At 65.1% G+C, this 11774-nt stretch carries 13 protein-coding genes and 1 pseudogene; 13 read left to right on the top strand and 1 reads right to left on the bottom strand.

The annotated features are described in order from the left end of the window. Positions 1 to 458 (bottom strand): annotated as a pseudogene (locus CKO40_RS20100) (hypothetical protein); the annotation flags it as partial. Positions 459 to 568: 110 nt separating this feature from the next. On the opposite strand from CKO40_RS20100, the gene kdsC reads away from it, so the two are divergent. From kdsC to mgtE, 13 genes are all read left to right on the top strand, one after another. Continuing rightward, positions 569 to 1096, top strand: coding sequence for a 3-deoxy-manno-octulosonate-8-phosphatase KdsC (gene kdsC / locus CKO40_RS20095; protein WP_200348242.1), 528 nt, complete (start codon positions 569 to 571; stop codon positions 1094 to 1096). Positions 1097 to 1120: 24 nt separating this feature from the next. Further along, positions 1121 to 1684 carry an LPS export ABC transporter periplasmic protein LptC gene (lptC, locus tag CKO40_RS20090; protein WP_200348241.1) on the top strand — a complete coding sequence of 188 codons (564 nt, stop codon included), beginning with the start codon at positions 1121 to 1123 and terminating at the stop codon, positions 1682 to 1684. Between the two features lie 27 nt (positions 1685 to 1711). Further along, positions 1712 to 2260: a lipopolysaccharide transport periplasmic protein LptA gene (lptA, locus tag CKO40_RS20085; protein WP_200348240.1), complete on the top strand. Its 549-nt coding sequence runs from the start codon at positions 1712 to 1714 to the stop codon at positions 2258 to 2260. Further along, positions 2260 to 2985 (top strand): LPS export ABC transporter ATP-binding protein, encoded by a 726-nt coding sequence (gene lptB, locus CKO40_RS20080; RefSeq protein WP_200348239.1) that lies wholly within the window; start codon positions 2260 to 2262, stop codon positions 2983 to 2985. The genes lptA and lptB overlap by 1 nt, the downstream gene beginning before the upstream one ends. Before the next feature lie 141 nt (positions 2986 to 3126). Then, positions 3127 to 4629, top strand: coding sequence for an RNA polymerase factor sigma-54 (locus CKO40_RS20075; protein WP_200348238.1), 1503 nt, complete (start codon positions 3127 to 3129; stop codon positions 4627 to 4629). A 49-nt stretch (positions 4630 to 4678) separates the two neighbouring features. Continuing rightward, positions 4679 to 5038 (top strand): ribosome hibernation-promoting factor, HPF/YfiA family, encoded by a 360-nt coding sequence (gene hpf / locus CKO40_RS20070; protein ID WP_200348237.1) that lies wholly within the window; start codon positions 4679 to 4681, stop codon positions 5036 to 5038. Between the two features lie 200 nt (positions 5039 to 5238). Beyond that, complete coding sequence (locus tag CKO40_RS20065; RefSeq protein ID WP_200348236.1) at positions 5239 to 5685, top strand: PTS sugar transporter subunit IIA; 447 nt, start codon at positions 5239 to 5241, stop codon at positions 5683 to 5685. 23 nt (positions 5686 to 5708) lie between these two features. Beyond that, a complete protein-coding gene (hprK, locus tag CKO40_RS20060) occupies positions 5709 to 6683 on the top strand; it encodes an HPr(Ser) kinase/phosphatase (protein WP_200348235.1) in 975 nt (324 codons plus the stop codon). 43 nt (positions 6684 to 6726) lie between these two features. Beyond that, complete coding sequence (gene rapZ, locus CKO40_RS20055; RefSeq protein ID WP_200348234.1) at positions 6727 to 7593, top strand: RNase adapter RapZ; 867 nt, start codon at positions 6727 to 6729, stop codon at positions 7591 to 7593. Between the two features lie 93 nt (positions 7594 to 7686). Beyond that, a complete protein-coding gene (locus tag CKO40_RS20050) occupies positions 7687 to 8079 on the top strand; it encodes a PTS sugar transporter subunit IIA (protein WP_200348233.1) in 393 nt (130 codons plus the stop codon). Positions 8080 to 8133: 54 nt separating this feature from the next. Continuing rightward, a complete protein-coding gene (locus CKO40_RS20045; protein WP_200348232.1) occupies positions 8134 to 8403 on the top strand; it encodes an HPr family phosphocarrier protein in 270 nt (89 codons plus the stop codon). Continuing rightward, a complete protein-coding gene (gene ptsP, locus CKO40_RS20040) occupies positions 8400 to 10148 on the top strand; it encodes a phosphoenolpyruvate--protein phosphotransferase (protein WP_200348231.1) in 1749 nt (582 codons plus the stop codon). The genes CKO40_RS20045 and ptsP overlap by 4 nt, the downstream gene beginning before the upstream one ends. A gap of 225 nt (positions 10149 to 10373) precedes the next feature. Continuing rightward, complete coding sequence (mgtE, locus tag CKO40_RS20035) at positions 10374 to 11735, top strand: magnesium transporter (protein WP_200348230.1); 1362 nt, start codon at positions 10374 to 10376, stop codon at positions 11733 to 11735. The last annotated feature ends 39 nt before the right edge of the window (positions 11736 to 11774 follow it).

Genomic DNA, 11774 nt, shown 5'->3' with positions numbered 1-11774 from the left:
ACCACCGCCCCGACCACCGCCCCGGCCGGCCAGCAGGCAGCGCAGACTGGCCGATCAGGTTCTGCCTCTGCAGGAAGGACATCGGAGGGTGTGCTTGGCACCGATCCCGGTGCCGATCCTGGCGAAGGGCTTCGGGCGGGGGCCGGCAGCATGTCCGGGCTCAGCCAATCAGTGAGCTGCGCGCCCAAGGCGCGCTCTAGCTTGATCTCCTGATCGGAAGCTTGCGGTGCTCGGCCTGCTTCGGCGACGAAGCGGAATCGCGGGGTCACGTCCTCGCGCCACTGCGCCAGTGTTGCGGCCTCCGCGTTAACCCAGGTCGCATAGGGCAAGAGAACCGCGCCAAAGGCGTTGGCAAAGTAGGCGAGCCGCCAGTCCTCGGGCAGATCACTTGGATAGAACTGACACGCGTCGGCCAGATCCCACCAGCCGCGCGGGGTAACGATCGTCAGGTCGCTCATACGGGTATGATAGGGGACTCTCTGACAGACTGTTTGTAAGGTCAGCGTGGGTGCCGGCGTTTCGTCGGCGAGCCGATCGCTGATCGCTGCGTTGAGGCGTTGAGAACCGAATGATCGACTACAGGAAACGCGCCGAGGCCATTGCCTTAGTGATCTTCGATGTCGACGGCGTGCTGACCGACGGCAGCCTGTACCTCGGTGATGATGGCCAGGAATATAAGGCATTCAACTCACGCGACGGACACGGGATGACGATGCTGCGTGAGGCCGGTATCGAGCTGGCCGTGATCACCGGCCGCCGATCCGAGGTGGTGCGCATTCGGATGGAGAGTCTCGGAATCGAGCATATCTTTCAGGGACGGCGCGACAAGCTGCCGGCCTACGAATCGCTGCGCACCGCCTCGGGTCTGGCCGATTCGCAGATTGCCTATGTCGGTGATGATGTCGTGGACCTGCCGGTAATGCGGCACGTCGGCTTGGCCATCGCGGTCGCGGATGCGCATCCGCTGGTCAAGGCCCATTGCCACTGGCAAACCCAAACGCCCGGCGGTCATGGTGCGGCGCGCGAGGTCTGTGAAGGTCTGTTGGAGGCCCAAGGCAAGCTCGGCGGCCTGTTTGCGCGCTACCTCGGCGCTTAGGGCAATGGGCAGGACCTGATCCCGATGAGCCGCCGAGAGCTTGGCCTACTTCTGCTGTTGACCTCGGTCGTCATCGCGGGCTGGTGGCTGCAGCGTCCGCGTGAGGGCGGTGAGGCTGGCGTGCACCGTGGCGAGCGGCGTCCGGACTACGTGGTCGAGGGTATCCGTGGCCTCGTCCTCGACATCGATGGTCTTCCCGATCGACGGCTCAACGCGCAACGCCTGCGCCACTACCCCGATGACGGGAGCAGCGAGCTCGATGAGCCGGTGATGATTGTCTATCCTGACGAGGGTCCACCGTGGCGGGTGCGCTCACGCTCGGCCTGGATCAATGCCAATGCCGATGAGGTGCTGCTGCAACAGGATGTTCGGGTCAGACGCGCCAAGACGCCGCGGATGGACGCGATTGAACTGAGGACCAGCGAGCTTCGGGTCTTGCCGCAGCAGGATTACGCGGAGACCGATCGTTTCGTCGAGATCGAGCGCGGACAGGACTGGCTCACCAGTCAGCAGGGTCTGCGCGCATGGCTCGCTGATGCGATCCGGGCGGAATTCTTTGGCCGCGTCCATGCGCGCCTCGAGCTCTAACGACGATTCCCGATGATGGAGGGTGCAATGAAGCTGAGCGCAAGCGGTCGCATCACGGTGAGCGTTTTGGCTGCGATCGGCTTGGTGGTCACGGTACCGGCAGCGGCCCTCGAGGAGGATCAGCACCAACCGATGTATATCGAGGCCGATGCCGCTGAGCTGGACGAGAAGCAGTCGACCAGTCTCTATCTCGGCAATGTCGATGTCACCCAGGGCAGCATGCGTATCCTGGCGGACGAGGTGCTCGTCCATCATAAGCAGGATCGCCGGGTACAGAAGATCATCGCGGTCGGTCATCCCGTGCGCTATCGCCAACGCGTCGAGGATGACCCCGACGAGGTCAAAGGGCGTGCGCTGCGCATGGAGTACGAGGCTGACCGCGACGAGCTGACGCTGATCGACGAGGCGGTCCTGATTCAGGGTGAGGACCGCTTCGCCAGCGACCGCATCGTCTACAACCGGATCACCGACCGCGTCACCGCCGGCACCAGCGCTCAAGGCCGTGAGCGGGTCAAGATCCGGATCGAGCCGGAAACCGAGCCCGACGGCGAGCCGCAGGCCGAGTCGGCGCCCTGATGTTGGCCCTCGAGGCGCATGGACTCGCCAAGCGTTATCGCCGGCGGCGAGTCGTCGATGGGGTCGATTTGACGGTCGACGCGGGCGAGGTCGTTGGGCTTCTAGGGCCGAACGGCGCCGGTAAGACGACCAGTTTCTATATGATCGTCGGCCTGGTCAGGGCCGATGCTGGCCGGATCATGCTCAGCGGTGAAGACATCACCCATCGCCCGATGCACGCGCGAGCGCGCTCGGGCCTGAGCTATCTCGCCCAAGAGCCCTCGGTGTTCCGCAAGCTCAAGGCACGCGACAACCTGCTGGCCGTGCTGGAGATGCGCGCCGACAGCAGCCGTGATGAAAACCGTCAGCGCTGCGATGAGCTGCTCGATGAGCTTGGCATCAGTCACGTTGCCGATTCGCTCGCGCTCAGTCTCTCCGGAGGTGAGCGCCGCCGGCTCGAGATCGCGAGGGCACTTGCGGTCGAGCCCAAGATCATGCTGCTCGACGAGCCCTTCGCAGGGGTCGACCCGATCGCGGTCGGCGACATCAAGTCGATCATCGCCCATCTGCGCGATCGGCAGATCGGCGTGCTGATCACGGATCACAACGTCCGGGAAACCCTGGACATCTGCGACCGCGCGTACATCATCAATGCCGGACGGGTGATCGCGGCAGGCGAACCCGCCGCGTTGCTGCAAGACCCGCAGGTACGGGCGGTCTATCTTGGCGAGCATTTTCGGCTCTGATCGGCCGCCGAACCGACCGCTTGACCCTCGGCAGATCCATGCGCTGCAACGACTGTGCGCTGTTGCGCTGCGATCGTGCCGGCTTTTCGTCTAGACTTTGGGGCTCGTCCTGACCACTTTGCACCTGCAATACCGCTTGGAATGAAGCAAAGCATCCAGCTTCGCCTTGGCCAGCAGCTAACGATGACGCCGCAGCTCCAGCAGGCGATCAAGCTGCTGCAGCTCTCAACGCTCGATCTTCAGCGTGAGATCCAGGAGGCGCTCGAGTCCAATCTGATGCTGGAGACGGCGGACGAGGACGAGCGCGATGGCTCGCGTGAGACCAGCGAGCTGTCCCAGGAGAGGGCTCGCGAGGCGTCAGAGTCCCAGCCGAGTACCGCGGAGTCCACGGCGGACGCCGAGATCCCGAGCGACAGCGATGCGCTGCCCGATGATCTCCCCCTCGACAGCGATTGGAGCGATACCTATGAGGGCGCACCAGGCGATCAGTACGCAGGACCCTCGGCGTCGGCTGGGGCCAGCTCGGACAGCGAATTCGATCCCTTTGCCCAGCAGTCCCGCCCGCAAACGCTGCATGATCACCTCGAATGGCAGCTGAATCTGGGCCACCTGGGGCCGCGGGATCAGGTGATCGCCGAGGCCCTGATCGATGCGATCGATGCCGATGGTTACCTGCGGCTCGAGCCGGAGGAGCTTCTGCAGACCCTCGACCTCGAAGCGCTCGAGCTCGACGAGATCGAGATGGTGCTGCACAGCATCCAGGCGCTCGACCCGCCCGGCGTGGGAGCCCGTGATCCGCAGGAATGCCTGCTGCTCCAGCTCCGTCAGCTGCCCGGGGAGACGCCGCATCGGGACGGAGCCTTACTGATCTGCGACACCCTCTTCGATGCGCTGGCCCGAAACGATCTCGACGAGCTGCGACGGCATACCAAGCTCTCGGACACCGAGCTTGGCCGGGCGTTGGAGCTGATTCGCTCCCTACAGCCGCGCCCGGGCTCGCTGGTCAGTGAGGTGCGTCCCGACTACATCGTCCCGGACGTGCTGGTGCGCAAGCGGGCCGGCAGCTGGCAGGTCGAGCTAAATCCTGAAACTCAGCCTAAACTGAGGGTGAACGAAGAGTATGCGAAGCTGATCCGGCGCGCCGACGACGGGGCCGAGAACACTTGCTTAAGAACCCATCTGCAGGAGGCGCGTTGGTTCATCAAGAGTCTTCTAAGCCGCAACGATACAGTGCTGCGGGTCGCCTCCAAGATCGTCGAGCTGCAGCGCGATTTCTTCGACTATGGCGAGGAGGCGATGCGCCCTCTGATCCTGCGCGATGTCGCCGACTCACTGGACCTGCACGAGTCCACCGTCTCGCGCGTCACCACGCAGAAGTACATGCATACGCCGCGTGGTACCCTCGAATTCAAGTATTTCTTCTCCAGTCATGTCGGCACCGCGACAGGCGGCGAGTGCTCATCAACCGCCATCCGGGCCTTCATTCGCAAGCTGGTCGCCGCCGAGGCGGCGAACAAGCCACTGAGCGACAGCAAGATCGCCGGCATCCTGTCCGAGCAGGGCATCAATGTCGCGCGACGTACCGTCGCCAAGTACCGCGAGGCAATGGGTATCCCACCCTCGAACGAGCGCAAGCGGCTGTAGAGGCCTGCGGATGCGATCGCAGCCCGCTTGCAAACCCAGGAGTGACGCTATGCAAATCAACCTGACGGGGCATCATGTCGATATCACCGAGCCGCTCAAGGGCTATGTCGACAGCAAATTCGAACGCCTGGAACGCCACTTCGATCAAGTGATCAAGGTGCACGTGATCCTGAGCGTTGAGAAGCTGCGACAGAAAGCGGAGGCGACGATCCATGTCAACGGCGCCAATGTCTTTGCCGATGCCGTGCATGAGGACATGTACGCGGCGATCGACGGTCTCATCGACAAGCTTGACCGCCAGGTACTGAAACACAAGGAGAAGCGCCAGAACCACCGCGGCAGTGTGACCAAGCCGGCGACCGAGAGCGAAACCTCAAGTGCTGAGCCGGAAGACGAACAGCTGCACTGAGCGGTCTGCGGAGACCCGAGCCCCGGCCCGGTCGGCGCAGTGGAGTGCGGTCTTGAGGGCATGGCGGGAACTTCCGCAGCCACCGATGATCCCCTACTGATCGCATCGGATCACAGCGCGTGTCGGCTGGCGGCCTGAGCCGACCCCGACACGCCTCCCTGTTTCCCAACGCCCACGCCGTTTTACTGGAGCCACGGTTGATGCTGCCTCCCGACCTGATCACTGAGACACGTATTCGCGTTCGTGTGGAGGTGACGAGCAAGAAGCGTCTGCTTGAGTCGCTGTCCGAGCTTTTAGCGCCGGCCGGCCCCAAGTGCTCGCCGTCGTCGGTGTTCGATCTGCTCAATGAGCGTGAGCGCCTAGGCAGCACTGGCCTCGGGGAGGGTATCGCGTTACCGCATGCGCGTATCAGCGGCATCGATGATGCGGTCGGCGCCTTCGTGCAGCTGGAGCGCGGCGTCAGTTTCGATGCTCCCGATGACCAGCCGGTCGATCTCGCCTTTGGCTTGCTGGTCCCCGAGGAGGCGAACGAGGCCCACCTCAGCCTGCTGGCCGGCCTCGCTGAGCGCTTCAGCGATGCCGAGCTGCGCAACGCGTTGCGGCGTGCCGACAGCAGTGGCGAGCTGCTCAGGCTCTTGGTGCGCTGAGTCGAGCGGCTCGGGTCTGGCGCGTGGCAACCCCGGTCGAGACGCTGCAGGGGCTGATCGAGCAGATCGGTCCACGCCTGCGGCTGCGCTGGCTCACGCCATTGCCCGAACAGCCGCTGACGCTGCTTGGAGCGACGCCGAGTGGTGCGGCGCAGAGCCTGGTGGGCTCGCTCAACTGCATCCATCCGAATCGGCTGCAGGTACTCGGTCATGCCGAGATCACGCATCTGGACGATCTCGGCGCCGCTGCCTTTCGTGATACCGTCGAGCGCCTGTTCGCAGCACGACCGGCAGCGGTGATCTTCGCGCGCGACATCGAGCCCTCGGCGAGCTTCTTCGAGGTCGCCGAGCGCACCGGGACGCCACTGCTCGGCTCGCCGAAGTCCGATGACGAGATCGTCGACCGGCTCCAGTACTTCCTGACCTATGCGCTGGCCGAGCGCACGACGCTGCATGGTGTCTTCCTCGAGGTCTTAGGGATGGGGGTATTGCTGGTCGGCGATCCCGGTATCGGCAAGAGCGAGCTGGCGCTGGAGATGGTGGTGCGCGGTCACCGTCTGATTGCCGATGATGCGCCCGAGGTCGCACGGATTGGTCCCGAGACGCTCCAGGGGAGCTGCCCGCCGCTGCTGCGGGATTTCCTCGAGGTGCGCGGACTCGGTGTCCTCAACGTCCGGGCGATGTTCGGCGAGGGCGCGGTCCAGCAGCGCGAGCAGCTGAACTTGATCGTCAACATGCGGTCGTTCGATGGAGCGGCACTGGCGCACATGGACCGTTTGCGCGGAAGTCTGTCGACGCGCACGATCCTCGGTGTTGTCGTGCCTGAGATCACGCTTCCGGTCGCGCCCGGACGCAACCTCGCAGTGCTGCTCGAGACCGCGGTTCGCAACCAGATCCTGCGTGTCCGCGGCTATGATGCCGGTGATGACCTGATCGATCGGCAAGCGCGTTCCATCGATGAGACCACCCAATGTATGACGCCAACACCTTCCGTGTAGACGCAGGTTCCGGTGCACGCAGTGGATGGCCGGAGGTCGCGCCATGGAGCTGATCATCGTCAGCGGTCTGTCCGGTGCCGGCAAGAGTGTCGCGCTGCGCACGCTCGAGGATGTCGGCTACGTCTGCATCGACAACCTACCCCTCTCCTTGCTCCGTGACCTTGCACTGGGGGTCAAGGAGACGCGGCCGGCGGGCGGGGATGGTCGCAGTGGCACCGCGATCGGGATCGATGCGCGCAGCGGCGCCGAGCTGCTTGACAAGGTACCAGGCGTGATCGCGGAGCTCGAAGCGCAGCAGATCAACGTGCGGGTCCTCTTCCTCGAGGCCGACACGCCTACGCTGGAGACGCGTTTCAGCGAGACACGCCGCAGGCATCCCCTCACCGGCGCGCAGCGCTCGTTGGCCGAGGCGATCGAGCTCGAGCGACAGTTGCTCGAGCCGCTGCGCGAGATCGCATCGACCGAGATCGATACCTCCTACACCAATGTGCACGAGCTCAGGGAGCTGGTACGCGGCAATCTCGAGCACAGGGTTCCAGTCAAGGCGCCGGTATTGCTGCAATCGTTCGGGTTCAAGAACGGGCTGCCGAATAGCGCCGACTTCATCTTCGATGTGCGCTGCTTGCCCAACCCCCATTGGCAGCCAGAGCTGAGACCGCTGACGGGCCAGGATAAACCGGTTGCTGAATTCCTCGAAGACGCGCCCGAGGCCATGCAGATGCGTGATGATCTCATCGCCTTTCTCCGGCGCTGGATTCCTCGTTTGGAAAGCGATGGCCGCAGCTATCTGACCATCGGCATCGGCTGCACCGGCGGGCGCCACCGCTCGGTGTACATGGTCGAGGCCTTGCGTCAGCATTTCGACCAATGCGGGCGGCAACTGCTGATCCGCCATCGGGAGCTCGGGTGATGGGCACTCATGAGACCGGCGGGGTGAAACCCTTGGGACGAAGCCCGCGCCCTGAGAACGGCGGCCTGAGAACGGCGGGATGAGAGCGTCGGGATGACTGTCGGCGTCTTACTGATCACCCATAATCGGATCGGGGCCGAGCTGCTCGAGACGGCGACGACGATGCTCGGCCGCTGCCCGCTCGCTGCGATTGCGATCGAGGTCCACGAACACGATGACCCGGATGCGCTGCGGGCCGAGATCCTGAAATGCGCAGAACGGCTCGATGACGGCGGCGGCCTGCTGGTCTTGACGGACCTCTATGGCTCCACGCCGGCCAACGTCACCGATGCGCTGCATCGGCGCGGCCATGTCCAGGTGCTCAGTGGAGTCAACCTGCCGATGCTCGTCAGGGTCCTCAACTATCACCAGCTCGATCTGGGCTCCCTTGCCGAAAAGGCACTGAGCGGCGGGCGCGACGGCGTGCTCGGCTGTCCCGATGCCTGACGGCTGGGGCGGTACCGCGGCCTTGATCCACCCCTGACGATGGCACCCAGCACGATGGTCCGAAGAGAGTTCGATATCATCAACCGGCTCGGCCTGCATGCCCGTGCGGCGGCCAAATTCGTGACCTGTGCAAGCGGTTTCGAGAGTTCGATCCAGGTCGAGCGCCAGGGCCGGCGGGTCAACGGCAAGAGCATCATGGGTGTGATGATGCTGGCGGCCGCCTGCGGCACTCGCGTCACGCTCGAGATCGAAGGCCCGGATGAGGAGCGCGCCGCCGATGCGTTGGAGGCGCTGATCGCCGACCGCTTCGGAGAGCCGGAGTGACCACGGCGCTGCTCGGGGTCGGCGTCAGCGGCTCCCGGCCGGTCGCGATCGGGCGCGCGCACCTGTTCGCGCGCGAGCCGACGGTCACGGCCGAGGAGATCGACAAGGATCGGGTCGATGATGAGCTGGCGAGGCTCGACAAGGCGCTCGATTGCGCGCGCCGGCACCTGGAGACGGTCCGCGAGCAGATCCCGCAGTCGACGCCGCTGCATATCGCCGAGTTCATCGATGCCCATCTGTTGATGCTGACCGACTCGGCGCTGGTCGATGCCACGCGCGAGCTGATCCGCGAGCGCTGTATCAATGCCAGCTGGGCGCTGCAGATCCAGCGTGACTCCCTCGTCGAGGTCTTCGACGCGATGGGGGATGCCTATCTGCGCACCCGGCGCGATGACGTTGACCACGTCGTTCGCCAGATCCAGGTCTTCTTGAGCGGAGATTCATCGGCGCGCCCGCTGGCTAGCGTTGATCTCGACGAGCGCGTGATCATCGCCGACGATCTCTCGCCGGCCGACACCATCCTGCTGCGTCATCGGGGGATCAGTGCCTTCGTGATCGAGCACGGCGGTCCGATGTCGCACACCGCGATCCTTGCCCGCAGCCTCGATATTCCGGCGATCATGGGGGTCCACAACGCGACCCATCTGCTGCGCCAGGATGAGCTGCTGGTGGTCAATGCCGAGAGCGGGACGGTGCTCGCCGGCGCCGATGAAGCCATCCTCGACCATTACCGCAAACGCTTGGCGAGCGCCGACCAGCGCCGCCATCGGCTGCGCGAGCTGGTGCGCGAGCCCTCGACCAGCCGCGACGGCGTGCCCGTGGTGCTGCTCGGCAACCTGGAGCTGCCCGAAGACGTCGAGGCCGTGCGTGCGAGCGGGGCCTCGGGCGTTGGGCTCTATCGGACCGAGTTCCTCTACATGAACCGCAGCGGTCTGCCCGATGAAGAGGAGCATCTGGCGACCTATCTCGAGATCGTGCGCGGGCTCGACGGCATCCCGCTGACGATCCGCACCCTCGATCTCGGCATGGACAAGCAGGTCGATGGACTGACCGGCGGCGCGGCGAGCCTGACCAATCCGGCGCTCGGGCTCCGCGCGATCCGTCTCTGCCTGCGCGAGCCGGCCCTCTTTCTCCCGCAGCTGCGGGCGATCCTGCGCGCATCGGCCCATGGGCCCGTGCGCTTGATGCTCCCGATGATCTCGTCGATCGCCGAGGTCGAGACGGTCCTCGGGATGATCGCCGAGACCCGCCGGACCCTGCGGCGGCAGGGGCTGCCGTTCGATCCATTGATGCCGGTGGGCGCGATGATCGAGGTGCCGGCCGCTGCGCTCTGTGCCGGCGGCATCGCCAAGCGCGTGGATTTCCTCTCGATCGGCACCAACGACCTGATCCAGTACACCTTGGCGATCGACCGGGTCGATGACACGGTCAACTACCTGTACGAGCCCCTGCATCCGGCCGTGCTGCGGTTGATCCGCATCACGCTCACGCGAGCCGCCGAATCGCGCACCCGCGTCAGCATGTGTGGTGAGATGGCGGGCGACCCCCGATATACCTCGATCCTGCTTGGCCTCGGGCTGCGTGAGATGAGCATGCAGCCGTCGTCGTTGCTGGAGGTCAAGGAGGTGGTGCGCCACTGCGATGTCGGGCGGGTCAGCCAGCGTATGGACCAGCTCCTGGACCGTCTCGACGACCTCTCGCCGGCGCAGCTGCTTGAGGCCGTTCACGAGGTCGAGAACGACTGACTGGACTCCCGTCTTGGCCCGGGCGCCGTTCGGCGCCCCTGTCTGGCTCGAATTGACGCATCCTATGCGGGAGAGGCTGTAGCCGTCTCGATCGACGGTCGCGGCAGCGTCCAAAGGTGTGACGACTCGCCGCCGCTCGCAGCCAGACTCCGTTCCTCGCTAAACTCCCGGGCCGACTGCGGCTGCGCGCCGCACTGATCATGCACGGCATGAGGCCATTCCGCGATGACTGAGCCCACCGAGACGACATCTGACACCGACCGCATCGACCTCCTGCACCAGGTGCTTGAAAGCGGCTCCGTGCGCAAGGCGACGCGGATGCTGAACGCGCTGCACCCGGCCGAGATCGCCCATGTGCTGCAGTCCCTGCCGCCGCCGCAGCGCAAGATCGTCTGGCGCATGGTCGATGATGCCGCCGAGGGCGAGGTGCTGCTCTACCTCAACGACGATGTGCGCGACGAGATCCTGCGCGGCATGGATGCGACCGAGATCCTCGCCGCGGCCGAGGGCCTCGCTGTCGACGACCTCGCGGACCTGGTCCAAGACCTGCCGGCGACCGTGACCTCGGAGGTGCTGAGCTCGCTCGATGAGCAACGGCGCGAGCGGCTGGAGACGGCGCTGAGCTACCCCGAGGACAGCGCCGGCGGCCTGATGAACACCGATATGGTGACCGTCCGGCCGGAGGTGACCCTCGATGTCGTCCTGCGCTATCTGCGCCGGCGCAAGGACGGCCTGCCCGAGATCACCGACAACCTGATCGTGGTCAGCCGGCAAGGCCGCTATCTCGGGGTCCTCTACCTGACCGATCTGCTCACCAATGATCCCGACGACTCGGTCGCCGAGGTGATGACGCTCGACGTCCAGCCGATCCCGGCCGATGCGAAGGCGCGCGAGGTGGCCAACCGCTTCGAGCAGCTCGATCTGGTCTCGGCGCCGGTGATCGATGCCGACGGCCGGGTGCTCGGACGGGTGACCGTCGACGATGTGATGGACGTGATCCGCGAAGAGGCCGACCATCAGTTCCTCGGCCATGCCGGTCTGAGCGAGGGCGAGGACATGTTCGCCCCGGTGCTGCTGAGCGCGCGCCGGCGGGCGGTCTGGCTCGGGATCAATCTGCTCACCGCCTTCCTAGCCGCCTGGGTCATCGGGCTGTTCGAGGCCACGATCGAGCAGATCGTCGCGCTTGCGGTGCTGATGCCGGTGGTCGCGAGCATGGGCGGCATCGCCGGAACCCAGACCCTGACGCTGGCGATCCGCGGTATCGCCCTTGGGCACCTGTCGGCGAAGAATATCCGCTGGCTGGTCTCCAAAGAGATGGCGGTGGCGATGCTCAATGGCCTGCTCTGGGCCGCCGTCGTGGCCGGTATCGCGTGGCTTTGGTTCGGCAGCAGCGGGATTGCCGCGATCATTGCCACGGCGATCACCCTGAATGTGCTCGCTGCGACCCTGTCCGGTGCGCTGCTGCCGCTGCTGCTCGATCGCTTCGGCATCGACCCGGCGCTCGCTGGCGGTGTCATCCTGACCACCGTGACCGATGTCGTCGGCTTCCTTAGCTTCCTGGGCCTTGCCTCGCTGTTCTTGCTCTAGCAGGTGCCGCTGGGAAGATTGCTTCATTTGTTGAGGAGG

Origin of the sequence: Halochromatium glycolicum (assembly GCF_016584085.1) — a bacterium.
GTDB lineage: Bacteria > Pseudomonadota > Gammaproteobacteria > Chromatiales > Chromatiaceae > Lamprobacter > Lamprobacter glycolicus.
This window is presented reverse-complemented; position numbering and strand designations above follow the sequence as displayed.

What these genes read in the sequence shown, in the direction of transcription:
- kdsC (WP_200348242.1), top strand. Translation starts at nt 569, where the DNA reads ATGATCGACTACAGGAAACGCGCCGAGGCCATTGCCTTAGTGATCTTC.
- lptC (WP_200348241.1), top strand. Translation starts at nt 1,121, where the DNA reads ATGAGCCGCCGAGAGCTTGGCCTACTTCTGCTGTTGACCTCGGTCGTC.
- lptA (WP_200348240.1), top strand. Translation starts at nt 1,712, where the DNA reads ATGAAGCTGAGCGCAAGCGGTCGCATCACGGTGAGCGTTTTGGCTGCG.
- lptB (WP_200348239.1), top strand. Translation starts at nt 2,260, where the DNA reads ATGTTGGCCCTCGAGGCGCATGGACTCGCCAAGCGTTATCGCCGGCGG.
- CKO40_RS20075 (WP_200348238.1), top strand. Translation starts at nt 3,127, where the DNA reads ATGAAGCAAAGCATCCAGCTTCGCCTTGGCCAGCAGCTAACGATGACG.
- hpf (WP_200348237.1), top strand. Translation starts at nt 4,679, where the DNA reads ATGCAAATCAACCTGACGGGGCATCATGTCGATATCACCGAGCCGCTC.
- CKO40_RS20065 (WP_200348236.1), top strand. Translation starts at nt 5,239, where the DNA reads ATGCTGCCTCCCGACCTGATCACTGAGACACGTATTCGCGTTCGTGTG.
- rapZ (WP_200348234.1), top strand. Translation starts at nt 6,727, where the DNA reads ATGGAGCTGATCATCGTCAGCGGTCTGTCCGGTGCCGGCAAGAGTGTC.
- CKO40_RS20050 (WP_200348233.1), top strand. Translation starts at nt 7,687, where the DNA reads ATGACTGTCGGCGTCTTACTGATCACCCATAATCGGATCGGGGCCGAG.
- CKO40_RS20045 (WP_200348232.1), top strand. Translation starts at nt 8,134, where the DNA reads ATGGTCCGAAGAGAGTTCGATATCATCAACCGGCTCGGCCTGCATGCC.
- mgtE (WP_200348230.1), top strand. Translation starts at nt 10,374, where the DNA reads ATGACTGAGCCCACCGAGACGACATCTGACACCGACCGCATCGACCTC.